This is a genomic window from Actinophytocola sp. (genome assembly GCF_036378875.1).
Classification (GTDB): Bacteria; Actinomycetota; Actinomycetes; order Mycobacteriales; family Pseudonocardiaceae; genus Actinophytocola.
In genome coordinates, this window is sequence record NZ_DASUVO010000098.1 from 42777 (window position 1) to 55715 (window position 12939).

Annotated in this window: 13 protein-coding genes; 9 read left to right on the plus strand and 4 right to left on the minus strand. The window is 67.9% G+C overall.

Going from position 1 to position 12939, the window contains the following annotated elements; translation table 11 throughout:
• Window positions 1-87 precede the first annotated feature (87 nt).
• The 3 genes from VF106_RS27735 to VF106_RS27745 form a co-directional block, all read right to left on the minus strand.
• Window positions 88-717 carry a GmrSD restriction endonuclease domain-containing protein gene (locus VF106_RS27735; RefSeq protein ID WP_330842793.1) on the minus strand — a complete coding sequence of 210 codons (630 nt, stop codon included), beginning with the start codon at window positions 715-717 and terminating at the stop codon, window positions 88-90.
• 105 nt (window positions 718-822) lie between these two features.
• On the minus strand, window positions 823-1461 hold the full coding sequence (locus VF106_RS27740) for an HNH endonuclease family protein (RefSeq protein ID WP_330842794.1): 639 nt from the start codon (window positions 1459-1461) through the stop codon (window positions 823-825).
• A gap of 52 nt (window positions 1462-1513) precedes the next feature.
• Entirely contained in the window at window positions 1514-2167 is a 654-nt protein-coding gene (locus VF106_RS27745) for a hypothetical protein (RefSeq protein ID WP_330842795.1), read from the minus strand.
• A 75-nt stretch (window positions 2168-2242) separates the two neighbouring features.
• On the opposite strand from VF106_RS27745, the gene VF106_RS27750 reads away from it, so the two are divergent.
• Window positions 2243-3532, plus strand: a complete 1290-nt coding sequence (locus tag VF106_RS27750) for an adenylosuccinate synthase (protein WP_330842796.1) — start codon at window positions 2243-2245, stop codon at window positions 3530-3532.
• 58 nt (window positions 3533-3590) lie between these two features.
• Here VF106_RS27750 and VF106_RS27755 read toward each other — a convergent pair whose 3' ends face one another.
• Entirely contained in the window at window positions 3591-4661 is a 1071-nt protein-coding gene (locus VF106_RS27755; RefSeq protein ID WP_330842879.1) for a glycerophosphodiester phosphodiesterase, read from the minus strand.
• Between the two features lie 176 nt (window positions 4662-4837).
• Here VF106_RS27755 and VF106_RS27760 point away from each other — a divergent pair, with 176 nt between their 5' ends.
• The 8 genes from VF106_RS27760 to VF106_RS27795 all read left to right on the plus strand — a co-directional run bounded on the left by VF106_RS27760 (window position 4838) and on the right by VF106_RS27795 (window position 12933).
• Window positions 4838-6835, plus strand: coding sequence for a TRAP transporter permease (locus VF106_RS27760; protein WP_330842880.1), 1998 nt, complete (start codon window positions 4838-4840; stop codon window positions 6833-6835).
• Window positions 6836-6843: 8 nt separating this feature from the next.
• Window positions 6844-7815, plus strand: coding sequence for a TAXI family TRAP transporter solute-binding subunit (locus VF106_RS27765; protein WP_414639070.1), 972 nt, complete (start codon window positions 6844-6846; stop codon window positions 7813-7815).
• 363 nt (window positions 7816-8178) lie between these two features.
• Window positions 8179-9435 (plus strand): phosphoribosylamine--glycine ligase, encoded by a 1257-nt coding sequence (gene purD, locus VF106_RS27770; RefSeq protein ID WP_330842798.1) that lies wholly within the window; start codon window positions 8179-8181, stop codon window positions 9433-9435.
• A gap of 146 nt (window positions 9436-9581) precedes the next feature.
• Entirely contained in the window at window positions 9582-9959 is a 378-nt protein-coding gene (locus VF106_RS27775; RefSeq protein ID WP_330842799.1) for a hypothetical protein, read from the plus strand.
• The gene (locus tag VF106_RS27780; protein WP_330842800.1) at window positions 9853-10569 is read left to right on the plus strand and encodes a DUF3558 domain-containing protein; all 717 of its coding nucleotides are present in this window, start codon (window positions 9853-9855) and stop codon (window positions 10567-10569) included. The genes VF106_RS27775 and VF106_RS27780 overlap by 107 nt, the downstream gene beginning before the upstream one ends.
• Before the next feature lie 9 nt (window positions 10570-10578).
• The gene (locus VF106_RS27785) at window positions 10579-11799 is read left to right on the plus strand and encodes a PPE domain-containing protein (protein WP_330842801.1); all 1221 of its coding nucleotides are present in this window, start codon (window positions 10579-10581) and stop codon (window positions 11797-11799) included.
• Window positions 11800-12567 (plus strand): ESX secretion-associated protein EspG, encoded by a 768-nt coding sequence (locus VF106_RS27790; RefSeq protein WP_330842802.1) that lies wholly within the window; start codon window positions 11800-11802, stop codon window positions 12565-12567.
• 51 nt (window positions 12568-12618) lie between these two features.
• The gene (locus tag VF106_RS27795; RefSeq protein WP_330842803.1) at window positions 12619-12933 is read left to right on the plus strand and encodes a hypothetical protein; all 315 of its coding nucleotides are present in this window, start codon (window positions 12619-12621) and stop codon (window positions 12931-12933) included.
• Window positions 12934-12939: the final 6 nt, after the last annotated feature.

Consider the following 12939-nt stretch of genomic DNA (forward strand, 5'->3'; position numbering starts at 1 on the left):
ACGAGTTCCGGCACGCTCATCCGGCCGGACGGCTACATCGTCTGGCGCTGCCCACCGATCCTGCCGCCGCGTTGCGCCAGGTGGCGTTCAGCAGGTTGCCAGCATCTCCTCCAGCGCATCCTGTTCCGCCGGCTTGACCGTCAGTTCGTAGGTGTACTTCACGTGTGTGAACGCCCGCGCGTACTGGCACCACTCCGACTCCAGCGGCGGCTTCCACGACTCCGGGGTCTTGTCGCCCTTCTCCTGGTTCACGTTGTCCGTGACCGCCCACAGCTGTGGGGAGTCCAGGTCGTTGGCGAACGCCTCGCGTTTCGCCGTGGTCCACGATGACGCGCCGGAGCGCCACGCCGCCGCCAGCGGCACCATGTGATCGATGTCCACATCGGACGGTTGGGTCCACGTGTCGCCGTCGTACGGGCTGGTCCAGCTGCCCGATGTGGCGGCGCAGTCGTCGCCCACCTCAACGCCGTCGCCGTCCCTTTGCAACACCGTCTCCCGCGTGTTGCAGGCGCCGGAAACGGTGTGCCAGTGCGGGAACTTGTCCCGGTCGTAGCCGTCCATCGAGCCGTCCGGGGCCACCGTCAGCGCGGCCAGTTCGGTACCGGCCACCTCCGCCGACGGGATTCCCGGTGGTATCGCGTTCGCCGTGCCGCCGCCGGGCCCCACCAGGATCCCGGCGGCGAGCAGTAACGAGGCACCAAAAGCCTTCCCCGACATCGCGCCTCCTCGGTATTCGGTTTGATCACCCCGACTCTGCGGTACCGGCGATCAGGAGGGCAATGGCGTACGGAGATTGCCGACTTTCGGTGCGGGCCAAACGGATCAGCAGTAGTCCAACATCGACGTCAGTGCCGACTTCTCCGCCGAGTTCACGGTCAGGGAGTAGCGGTACTTCACGTGGACCCACATCTTCGAGTAGGTGCACCAGTACGCGGTCCTCGGCGGCTTCCACGTCGCCGGGGTCTGGTCGCTCTTCGACTGGTTCACGTTGTCCGTCACGGCGATCAGCTGCGGGTTGGTCAGGTCGTTCGCGAACTGCGTGCGGCGGGCCTGCGTCCAGCCCGACGCGCCCGTGCGCCAGGCGTTCGCCAGCGGGATGACGTGGTCGATGTCCACATCGGACGCCGCGGTCCACGTGGCACCGTCGTACGGGCTGTACCAGCTGCCCGACGTCGACGCGCACGCCGAGTCGGTCACGACGCTCGTGCCGTCCCGCTTGAGGACGGTCTCCCGCGTGTTGCAGGTGCCCGAGACGGTGTTCCAGTGCGGGAACAGGTCTCGCGAGTAGCCGCTACTGGAACCGTCTGCCCTCACGGTCAGCGCGGCGAGCTCGGTGCGAGCCGTTGCCTCGGACGGGATGTTGGGTGGGGTCGCGCTCGCCGCCCCAGGAAGGGCCACCGCGAGCGCGAGCAGTAACACCAGGAGGGCGAACAGGGATCGGAACGTGCGTGCAGGGTTCATGGATCTGACTGTCGCGCACAGAAGTTGCCTCGCGGCAAAGCGTTACCAAAGTTTAAAAGACCGCTCGCAGGTCGTCCGTGTGCCGGTACCACGTCCAGCGGGTCATGGGCCGCGCATGGGTCACGCCGTCCCGCACCGGATAGGTCGCGTCGACGCCGAACTGGACCGCGCGGCCCTCGTACACCGTCGGGCGCCGCAGCCGGCCCCGCACGACCCGCACCGACACGCCGGCCTGGCTCGGGGTCACCTCGATGCGGTTGGCGTCGCCACGCAGCGCGACCGTGTCGTCGCAGTACACCGTCCCATGGGCCGGCGAGACCACGCCGAGGCCGACCAGGACCCCACCCGCGTCGTCCCGGACCAACGTCCGAGGACGATCACTCCCGGTGAGCGCGAGCTCCACGGTGTCCTCCGGTAGGCCCCACAGCCGGGCGACCGTCGAACGCTGGCGGTTCACCGGCACGTAGGCGACCGGGAGCTCGTCCAGACGTTCGAGCCGCATGAGCCGGAGGATGACCGCGGCCAGGTCAGCGTCGGTGCCGTGCACGACAACGCGGGTGACGTCGTCGGCCTTCACGAGCGGGTCGACGTCGTTCTTGCCGGGTGTGGCCGGGATCTCGTGCACCGGCGATCCCGTGCTCGAGGCCAGTTTTGGCCAGTCACCGCTGGTGATGGCCGTCCCACAACCGAGTATTAGTGCACCCACGCCAGAGCTCCTGGTCTACGCTCAATCACCGGCATTTCGCCTATCCGTATTCCGTTGAACATCCGGGAGTCTCACATGCCGGCCATCGTGCTCATCGGGGCCCAGTGGGGTGACGAAGGTAAGGGCAAGGCGACCGACCTGCTGGGTGAGCAAGTCCAGTGGGTGGTCCGCTACCAGGGCGGCAACAACGCCGGCCACACCGTGGTGCTCCCTGACGGGCAGGACTTCGCTCTTCACCTGATCCCCTCGGGCATCCTCACGCCAGGCGTGACCAATGTGATCGGCAACGGTGTCGTGGTCGACCCCGGTGTGCTGCTCACCGAGTTGGCGGGTCTGGAGGCACGGAACGTGGACACGTCCCGTCTGCTCATCTCCGCCGACGCGCACTTGATCATGCCCTATCACGTCGCCATCGACAAAGTCACCGAGCGGTACCTCGGCAAAGCCAAGATCGGCACGACAGGCCGCGGCATCGGCCCCGCCTACCAGGACAAGGTTTCCCGGGTCGGCGTGCGCGTGCAGGACCTGCTGGACGAGAAGATCCTGCGGCAGAAGGTCGAGGCTGCCCTCGACGTGAAGAACCAGATCCTCGTCAAGGTCTACAACCGCAACGCGCTGGACCCCGAGCAGGTCGTGGACTCCGTGCTGGAGTACGGCGAGAAGTTCGCGCACCGCATCGCCGACACCCGGCTGCTGCTGAACCAGGCCCTCGAACGCGGTGAGCGCGTGTTGCTGGAGGGCTCACAGGGCACGCTGCTCGACGTCGACCACGGCACCTACCCGTTCGTGACCTCCTCGAGCCCGACCGCGGGCGGCGCGTCGGCCGGCTCCGGCATCGGCCCGACCCGGATCACGACGGTGATCGGCATCCTCAAGGCCTACACCACGCGTGTCGGCTCCGGACCGTTCCCGACCGAGCTGCACGACGAGATGGGTGAGCGGCTGCGCAAGACCGGCGGCGAGTTCGGTGTGACCACCGGCCGCTCGCGCCGCACGGGCTGGTTCGACGCCGTGATCGCCCGATACGCGGCTCGGGTCAACGGGATCACCGACTACTTCCTGACCAAGCTGGACGTGCTGTCCGGTTTGGACCGGGTGCCGATCTGCGTGGCGTACAAGGTGAACGACGAGATCGTCACCGACATGCCGATGACGCAGACCGACGTGCACCACGCCACCCCGGTCTACGAGGAGATGCCGGGCTGGTGGGAGGACATCTCCGAGTGCCGCGGCTTCGATGAGCTGCCCGCGAACGCGAAGTCGTACGTGGAACGGCTGGAAGAGCTGTCGGGCGCGAGGTTCTCGGCCATCGGCGTGGGCCCTGGCCGCGACCAGACGATCGTGCGCCACTCGATGCTCGGCTGACATGCGTTGAAGGACGCCCTCCTCACGCTCGCGGTGAGGAAGGCGTCCTTCAGTGCGTTCAGGCCGCGGCCAGCTGCTCCTGGGCCACCGCGATGTCGGGGTTGTCGGTGAACAGGCCGTCGACGCCGACGGCCCGGAACGCGGCGATCTCCGCGAACAGGTCGCCATACGCCGACGGGACGGTCGACGAGCGGAAGTCGGCCGGCAGGAACTGGTTCTCGGCGCGGAACGTGTACGGGTGGACCTTCAGGCCGGCCCGGTGCGCGTTGGTCACCAGCGGCGTCGGCGTGGTCAGGAACCCGGCCGCGTCCCTCGGGATGATCTGGCTCTTCTCGGGACCGAGGCCCTTCGCGTACTTCGCCACCTCACGCAGGCCGGCCGCCGACACGATGTCGGCGTACGTGCGCGGGTCACCCGAGTCAACGAAGTCGAACGGCGCACCCGTCGCTGAGGTCAGCTGCACCAGCGGCACCCGCAGCTTCCGGTGCAGATCGATCAGGTTGGACACCTCGAACGACTGCACGAACACCTTCGCGTTCGGCCGGTTGAGCCCGTTGCGGTTGAGCACGTCGACGAGTCTCGGCTCGAGCGCGAGGCCCTGCTTGCGGAAGTACGTTGGGTGCTTGGTCTCCGGGTATATGCCGATCTCCCGGCGCAGCTCCCGCGAGAGCCGCTTCGACAGGTCGACGACCTCCTGGAACGTCGGGACCTGGTAGCGGCCGTCGTAGATCGTGTTGCGCTGGCGGATGTCCGGGATGCGCTCCTTGGCCCGCAGCGTCTTCAGCTCGGCGAGCGTGAAGTCCTCGGTGAACCAGCCGGTGACCTGCACACCGTCCAGCGACTTCGTGGTCTTGCGGCTCGCGAACTCCGGGTGGTTCGCCACGTCGGTGGTGCCGCCGATCTCCGGCTCGTGCCGGGCCACCAGCACGCCGTCCTTGGTGATCACCAGGTCGGGCTCGATGTAGTCGGCGCCCATCCTGGCCGCGAGCTCATAGGAGGCCAGCGTGTGTTCCGGCCGGTAGCCGGACGCACCCCGGTGGCCGACAATGGTGAAGCTGTCGTGGGTGGCCGGCGTGTGGTCCGCGGTCGCGGGTGCCGCACCGACCAGGGCGAGCGCGGCCGTCGCCATGACGGCCAGGCGCGTTAACTTCGAGCTCACTATCTCCTCCTCAGGTACAGGGCGTGCAGATAGTTGCCGACCTGAGGAAACTCCACCAGAGGAGAAGGTGACGAACCGATTACGCATCTGATCATCAGACGCGGGTGACGGGTAGGTTGCCGATGGTGACCAGGTCTACGGAAGACATGGACGCCGACCGGCCAGTAGCGGTCGGCGAGCACGACGAGGAGCGGCCCGCCCGCCGGCTGACCGGCCGGTGGGAGAACTTCGTGTGGGTGGCGTCGATCGCCGTCGCCCTGCTGGTGCTCAAACAGGTCTTCCTGCCGTTCGCCAAGGGCAACCAGTACTACCTGGTGATCTTCCTGGGGCTCACGCTGCCGCTGGTGTTCCTCTGCTACCGGATGCGGAACAAGGACTCGGACACCCCAGGCCCACTCGACTGGGGGCTGGCGGCGGCCGCGCTCGTGGTCGGTCTGTACCCGGTGCTGCCGTTCGGTGGCGGTGACTTCGCCGGCGGCTACGACGCGTTCCTGGACCGCCAGGGCATCCTGTCCACAGCGGACATCGTCGCCGGCGCGTTGTTGCTGGTCCTGATCCTGGAGGCGACCCGTCGCACGACGGGGCTGGTGCTGCCGGTCGTGTGCCTGGTGTTCCTCGCGTACTCGTACTACGGCGGCTACCTGCCGCAGAACTGGGGCATCGCGCACGCCGGCGTCGACTTCAGCCAGATCGTGAACGCGCTGTACAACGACCAGAGCGGGTTCTACGGCATTCCCCTCGACGTCGCCGCCACGTACATCGTCCTGTTCACGATCTACGGGGCAGTGCTGGCGTCGTCGGGCGCCGGCACGTTCTTCGTGGACCTGAGCTTCGCCGCGTTCCGCCGCTCCCGCACCGCGCCGGGACGCACCGCCGCGCTGTCCGGCTTCCTGCTCGGCACGGTGTCCGGCTCGGGCACGGCGACGACGGTCAGCCTGGGCGCGATCACCTGGCCGATGCTGCGTCGCGCTGGCTACCCGCGGGAGAACGCGGGCGGTCTGCTGGCGGCGTCCGGCATCGGGGCGATCCTGTCGCCGCCGACACTGGGCGCCGCGGCGTTCATCATCGCGGAGTACCTGGAGACGTCGTACCTGACGGTGTTGATGTGGGCCATCGTCCCGACGATCCTGTACTACCTGGGCATCGTGTTCGCGGTGGAGGCGGACGCCCGGCGGTTCGGCGCGAAGCCGGTCGACATCGAGACCCCGCCCGTGTGGAAGATCCTCAAGCAGGGCGGCTACCACTTCGCGTCGCTCGCGATCATCGTGGTGTTCCTGGCGCTGGACATCCCGCCGTTCACCGCGGTCGTCTACGCGACGGGCGTCGCCGCGCTGTTCGCGCTGATCGCCCAACTGGTGCGCGGCGAGTCGTTCCTCGCGTGGCTGCGCCTGGTCGCCGACTCCCTGGCGGAAGGCATCCGCGGCGCACTACCGGTGATCGCGGTGTGCGCGGCGGCGGGCGTGATCACGTCGACGATCACCAAGACGGGCCTGGGCCAGGAGTTGGCGGCGGCACTGGTCGACGCGGCACACGCGCTCGCGCTGAACCAGACGATGGCGCTGATGCTGACGGCGGTGTTCGCGGCGGTGGCGGTGAGCGTGCTCGGACTGGCCGTGCCGGTGACCGCGTCGTTCATCATCTCATGGGTCGTGCTCGCGCCCGCGCTGACCGAGTTCTCCTCGGTGACGCAGCCCGAGGTCGCGATGTTCATCTTCTACTACGCGGTGCTGTCGGAGGTGACCCCGCCGACCGCGCTCGCGGCGGTGGCGGCGGCCGCGATCACCGGCGGGTCGGTGATGAAGACGATGTGGCAGACGTGGAAGTACACGCTGCCCGCCTTCCTGGTGCCACTGGCCTTCGTGCTGAGCGACAACGGCTCGGCGCTGCTGCTCCAGCAGGACTTCGTGACGGTCCTGTGGGTGCTGGCGGTCTCCGCGCTGGGCGTGGCCGCACTGGCGGTGGTGACCGGTGCCTGGCTGTTCGGCCCAGCGCGCTGGCCGGAACGCGCGCTGTGTGTGCCGGCCGCACTGCTCTTGCTCTACCTACAACCGCTGTCGATAGCGATCGGCGTCGGTTTCGCTGTGGTGGCGGTCGTGGTCCATCTGATCGGCCGCCGAGCCTCGAGAGAACAAGGAGCCCAATGATGCGAGCCATGAGGATCGCGTCCGCCGCGCTGGCTGTTTGTCTGGTGGCAGCAGCCTGCGGCGGCAAGCAGACGAACAACGCGGAGAGCCAGGCAAGCGACAGCTGCGAGGCGACGAGCGGCCGAATCACCATCGCGACCGGCAACACCGGCGGCGTGTACTACACGCTGGGCGGCGGCCTGGCCCAACTGATCAGCGACAACACCTCACTGAAGGCGAGTGCCGCGGAAACGGGCGCGTCGGTGCAGAACATCCAACAGTTGGTCGCCGGCGACTACGACATCGCGTTCGCACTGGCCGACACCGCGGCGGACGCGGTGAACGGCAAGGAGTCGTTCGACGGAAAGCCGCAGGACATAGCCGCGCTGGCAAGGATCTACCCGAACTACACACAGGTCGTGGTCCGAGCTGACAGCGGCATCAACAGCGTCGCCGACATGAAGGGCAAGCGGATCTCGACCGGTTCGCCCAAATCCGGCACGGAAGTAATCGCAAACCGCCTACTGAAGGCCGCGGGCCTCGCGGAGGCGGACGTGGCGGCCCAACGCCTGGCCCTACGCCCGACGGTCGACCAGATGAAGGCGGGTCAAATCGACGGCCTCTTCTGGTCAGGCGGCCTACCGACCCCGGAACTGACCGACCTGACCACCTCGATGGGCGAGGACGTCAAGTTCATCGACATCATGGACCTCTTCGACGACCTGAAGAAAATCAACCAGGTCTACGAAGAGGGCTCGCTGCCCGCGGAAACCTACGGCCTGCCGGCCGACATCCCCACCATCGTGGTACCCAACCTGCTGCTGGTGACGAAGGACTTCCCAGCAGGCAACGCGTGCGCGATCACCAAACTGATCTTCGACAAGAAAGACGAACTGGCAAAGGTCCACAAGGCCGCGAACGCCATAGACCGCGAAACAGCGGTAGAAACCGACCCGGTGGAACTACACCCAGGCGCAGCCCAAGCACTGGGCGTGGATTAGACCGAGCAGGCCTGGCATAGCTGGCCCGGTGCGAACCCCCGCCGGGCCAGCTATCCACAACCACCCCAGTTATCCACAACCAAGATCAACAAGCACCACACTGTCACCCCCCACCGGTAGACTGGCACGGCGGGACGCCCCCGGGATGGGGTGGGGGTTGGGCAACGCGCGCGCGAGGCCGATGATCAAGGCTGCTTCGCGCGCAGTGGGTAGGCGCTCTGCGTGGTTCGTCACTCCGGGGCCGAATGATGCGTCCATCGTCCGCTGGCGCCGCGTGTGTCCAAGTGGCACTGAATCGTCACTTTCAGCACGTCATGGCCCTGGCGAAGCCCTCGTCGGTGCCGGCATCTACGCTGTTGGCTCGTGCGTGTCCTGGTGATCGGGTCCGGTGCGCGCGAGCACGCGCTCGTGCTCGCGCTCTCTCATGACCCTGCGGTGACGGCGCTTGCGTGCGCCCCTGGCAACGCGGGCACGGCCGCGGTCGCCGAGTCCTACGGAGTTGACGTCGCCACTTCGTCGTCGGTGGCCGCGCTCGCTCAGGAGTGGCGGGCCGACCTCGTAGTGATCGGGCCGGAGGTGCCGCTGGTCGCGGGTGCCGCCGACGCGGTCCGGGCGGCCGGGATCGCCTGCTTCGGCCCGTCTGCCGCGGCGGCGCGGATCGAGGGGTCGAAGGCGTTCGCCAAGGAGGTCATGGCCGCCGCCGGCGTGCCGACCGCGCACAGCGAGATCGTCGACAACCCCGCGAAGCTCGACGCCGCACTCAGCCGCTTCGGCCCCACGTGGGTGGTGAAGGACGACGGGCTCGCCGCCGGCAAGGGTGTCGCGGTCACGACCGACCTCGCCGCGGCCCGCACCCACGCGATGACGCTGCTCGACGGCGGCCACCCCGTCCTGCTGGAATCGTTCCTGGACGGACCGGAAGCGTCGCTGTTCTGCCTCGTCGACGGCACCACGGTCGTGCCGCTCCTGCCCGCGCAGGACTTCAAGCGTGTCGGCGACGACGACGCCGGCCCCAACACGGGCGGCATGGGCGCCTACGCCCCACTGCCGTGGGCGCCATCACGCCTGGTCGACGACGTCGTGGCGAAGATCGTCCAGCCCGTGGTCGAGGAGCTCGCCGCCCGCGACACCCCGTTCTCCGGCCTCCTGTACGTGGGCCTGGCGATCACCAGCGACGGCCCGCAGGTCATCGAGTTCAACTGCCGCTTCGGCGACCCCGAGACCCAGGTCGTGCTGGCCCTGCTCCGCACCCCGCTGGCCGGCCTGCTGAACGCCGTCGCCACAGGCACCCTGGCCAGCCACCCACCCCTGGAGTGGCACGACGGCCACGCGGTCACGGTCGTCATCGCCGCGGAGGGCTACCCGGGCCCGATCCGCTCCGGCGACGTCATCGCGGGCGCGGAGGCCCACGGCGTCCTCCACGCGGGCACCCGCCGCCGCGACGACGGCGCGATCGTGTCCTCCGGCGGCCGCGTGCTGTCGGTCGTCGGCACCGGCCCAACGCTGACCGCGGCCCGCGAGGACGCCTACCGCAAGGTCACGGACGTCCACCTGGCCGGCTCCCACTACCGCACCGACATCGCCGCCCGCGCCGCCAAGGGCGAGGTCACCCTTCCGTAACGGGGTTTCAGCCAATCAGCGGAACCGGTCGCACCACTTCTTCGTCAAAGTTCAGGTGAGCCCTGCGCGGCGTTGGTAGCCTGCGGAAAGAGACCAGATCGTCACGATCAGTTGGGGAGCGAACGGGGATGCAACTCGCTGGGGACATGGGAAGCTTCAACGCAGCCTTCGAGAAGCTCGGCGAAGCCACGAGAGGCATCACGTCCGGCACCTTCACAGTGAGCCGCGACAACGTCCTGGCCGCGGCCCGCATCATCGACTCCACAGCCGAAATGTTGTTCGACGCCACCAGGCACGTTCGAAGGGACCTGGAGATACGGCCCCCAGGCAATGACCAAGTCAGCCTCAGCATTACTGACGGGTGGAACGCGGTCTTGTTCAACGACGATGACTCGTACCGCAGCCGCATCACAGACTATGTCGTCGGGCTCCGCAAGCTCGCTGTTCAGTTGGGCGACACGGCCCGCGCTTACGGAATCTCGGAGGGTGAGATCGAGGCGGCGTTCGGAAACACCAGTGGGTAGTCGGTTGATTCTTGCTGCCCTGGCGGTCGTACTCGTGACTGCTGGGTGCACTTCGAGCGCTTCAGGCCAACCCACTCCGGTGCCGGACGACTCGGCAACCAGCAACTCGGAACCACAGACAAGTGCGTCGTCCGGTCCTACTGTCGAGGTCCCACCCCGACCCAGGGACATCTCTCTCGAAGGCCTGGATCCGTGCACGCTGTTCACCGACGAGCAGCGCGCGCAGCTCTTGGCTGACGACGTGAAGAGCGGTGAGTCGGAGTCCAAGGCCTTCGCGGGCATGAAGGAGTGCGTGCTCTCCAAGGAAGCCGGGGAGCCGTTCTACGAGTACAACGCATTGGCCGTGACCACCGAAGGTGTCGAGGAGTGGCTGACCGGTAACCGGAACGTCGACTCTGAACTCATCTCGGTGCAAGGCTTTCCAGCCGCGAAGTTCAAGTTCCGAAACGTCGAAGACGAGGGCTGTGACATAGCCGTCGGTGTTGCTGATAGGCAGTACCTGTGGGTCCAAATGTTTCCTGCCAGTCGTGGATTCAAACAGGACCAGCTCTGTCAGATGGCCGAAGAGGCCACCAACATGGCCATGACGACACTGCAGACGTTGAAGTGAGGACGGGCAATGTCCAGGGACCACGGAGTTAGTGACATTCGCTTCGAGGGCTACTCCAACGAGTCGCTTGCTCGCGAGGTTGACGCGCTGCGTGGAGGTGAGGGCTCGGGGTCTCTGCAGAACGCAATGAGTGCACTAGTGACGATCGCGGCTAATCTCCTCGTCGTTGACTCGGAGTTGCGGGAACAACTCAAGAAGATTGGCGTGTCGTGGCAAGGTGAGGCCGCCGATGGAGGGACGTCGGCCACCGAGAACGCTCGTATCTTCGCCGAGGGCGCCGTAGAACCGGTCAACGATTCGGTCAGAGGCATCGGTGAGCAGTCCGCTGCCTTCCACAACACCCACAACAGCGCCCCCGACGCGGGCACGCTCAACGGCCCCACGGAAGAGACACTTCTCGACCAGGCGGCCGGTCTCTTCGGTCACACCACTGACCATGCGCAGCAGGTCAAGGAAACAAACGCCTCCCGCAACCAGGCCATCGACGCCATGAACGGGTACCGGGACAGCAGTGTCGACGCCATCAACCAGGCGCGGCCGCTTCCCATTCCGCCAGGCATGAACCTCGTGGCGCAGCCGGTGGACACGAGCACGCACGTTTCCTCGGTCAGCGGCTACACCCCCGGCGGTTCGACGTTCAACCCGACCGGCCTTCCAGGAGGTGGCGGCGCGGGCGGCACCTTCGCGCCCGGTGGCCCCGGTGGCGCAGGCGGCGGCCCGCTGCCCACCACGTTCGGTCCGAACACGCCGCTTCCCGGCGGGACCCCACCCCTCACCGGCACCGGTCCGTTCCCCGGCATCAACAACCCGCTCAATCCGGCCGGCCCGCTCCCCGCGGCGCTGCGTGCCGTGAACCCCGCGCTCCTGGCCGGCGACGCGGCCACGGCGATGGGCTCTGGCGCGGCGAGCGGTGCGGGTGCCGGCGCCGAACGTGACCGCCTGGCCGCTCGCAACGCCGCCGCGAAAGGTTCGGTGAAGAACGGCGTCCCCCTCGGTGCGGCGCCGGAGGAAGAGTCACGGGCCGCCCGTAACGCCGAGCGGTACGGGGCGAGGGCGGGCCGTCCCGGCGGTTCGATCATGCAGCCGGCGGCCGCGGCTACCGGCAAGAGCGCCGAAGGCGAGGATGACCAGGAGCATGTCCGCCGCTACGGGGTCGAGTCGAGCGATGTGTTCGACGACGACCGGGTCGTGGCGCCGGAGTCGATCGGCGACGATGACGACGACCGGTAGATGAGCACAGGTTCCATCGTTCTCTCCAAGCTCGAGTTTGACGTGCTGTGGGAGTCCGAGAAGCTTCCGCCCAAGCACGAGGCGCTTCTGGTGCCCAGCCCGGGCACCACGTTCACCGAGCGCCGACAGCTGGTCGCCAAGGCGTTCGCCGACCTCGAGCAGCGCGGCCTCGCCGAGCGTGAGCGGGCCGTGCCGGAGCTTGTCGACCAGCTGAACCTGCTCGCCCACCACCAGCTGTCCATCGACACCTGGGTGTGGACGGACCGCCGTATCTCCTCGCTCGCGGTCGTCCACGGCGGCTCCGCGTTGCTCGCCGCCGTGGACGGGCCCGACGTCTGGCTCATCCCCGCCCGCGAGAGCTCGATCGCCGAGGCCGCCGTGTCGATCGCCGGGGACGTGGTCGCCGGGCGGGGGAGGTCGGTGAGCGTGCCGACCGACGTGCTCACCGCCGCCGACAAGGAGTCACGCGGCAACGTGCGGGACTTCACCACCGCGCTGGCGGCCAAGGGGATCTCTGGGTCGGACGCCAAGACACTCGCCGACATGGTGACCGGCATGGGCGTGCGTGGCCAGTTCGGCGCCAACCGCATGCAGCGGGACCAACGCATGGTCCGCGCCAGCCGGGTCGTCGCGTTCCACGACACCCCGCGTGGCCGCTACGCCCATATCGCCAGGCCCAACAACGACGGTCGCGTGTGGAGCACGGTCACCCCGGCCGACAGCCGCCGCCTGGTCACCTTCGTACAGGAGCTGACGGCCGAGATATAAGGGAACCGGGACGTGGCGACACCCGTCCGACGGGGGGCGAAGGGGTGGAACATGGCCAGGTACAACATCGACGCCATCAACGGCTGCATGCAGAAGGCGCTCGACCACAAGCCCAAGTTCGGCGAGGTCTCCGACATGTTCCCCGAGCAGTGCACGGCATCCACGGTCTACGGCGCGCTGCCCAGTTCCGCCGGGTTGGCGACCGCGGTCGACGCGCTCAACGACCTCATGCACGACGAGCTCGACGCCGCCGAGAACCGGATCGGCGGGGTCGCCGGCGCGCTCGACGCGGTGCTGCAGACGGTCCAGAACACCGAGGACGCGGGCGAGCAGACGTTCCGCGGACCCCGGTACGTGCAGGTCTAGGAGGGG

Excerpts from the sequence above, each read along its gene's own strand:
- VF106_RS27735 (WP_330842793.1), bottom strand. The coding sequence starts at position 717 with ATGTCGGGGAAGGCTTTTGGTGCCTCGTTACTGCTCGCCGCCGGGATC.
- VF106_RS27740 (WP_330842794.1), bottom strand. The coding sequence starts at position 1,461 with ATGAACCCTGCACGCACGTTCCGATCCCTGTTCGCCCTCCTGGTGTTA.
- VF106_RS27750 (WP_330842796.1), top strand. The coding sequence starts at position 2,243 with ATGCCGGCCATCGTGCTCATCGGGGCCCAGTGGGGTGACGAAGGTAAG.
- VF106_RS27755 (WP_330842879.1), bottom strand. The coding sequence starts at position 4,661 with ATGGCGACGGCCGCGCTCGCCCTGGTCGGTGCGGCACCCGCGACCGCG.
- VF106_RS27760 (WP_330842880.1), top strand. The coding sequence starts at position 4,838 with ATGGACGCCGACCGGCCAGTAGCGGTCGGCGAGCACGACGAGGAGCGG.
- VF106_RS27765 (WP_414639070.1), top strand. The coding sequence starts at position 6,844 with ATGAGGATCGCGTCCGCCGCGCTGGCTGTTTGTCTGGTGGCAGCAGCC.
- VF106_RS27775 (WP_330842799.1), top strand. The coding sequence starts at position 9,582 with ATGGGAAGCTTCAACGCAGCCTTCGAGAAGCTCGGCGAAGCCACGAGA.
- VF106_RS27780 (WP_330842800.1), top strand. The coding sequence starts at position 9,853 with ATGTCGTCGGGCTCCGCAAGCTCGCTGTTCAGTTGGGCGACACGGCCC.
- VF106_RS27785 (WP_330842801.1), top strand. The coding sequence starts at position 10,579 with ATGTCCAGGGACCACGGAGTTAGTGACATTCGCTTCGAGGGCTACTCC.
- VF106_RS27790 (WP_330842802.1), top strand. The coding sequence starts at position 11,800 with ATGAGCACAGGTTCCATCGTTCTCTCCAAGCTCGAGTTTGACGTGCTG.
- VF106_RS27795 (WP_330842803.1), top strand. The coding sequence starts at position 12,619 with ATGGCCAGGTACAACATCGACGCCATCAACGGCTGCATGCAGAAGGCG.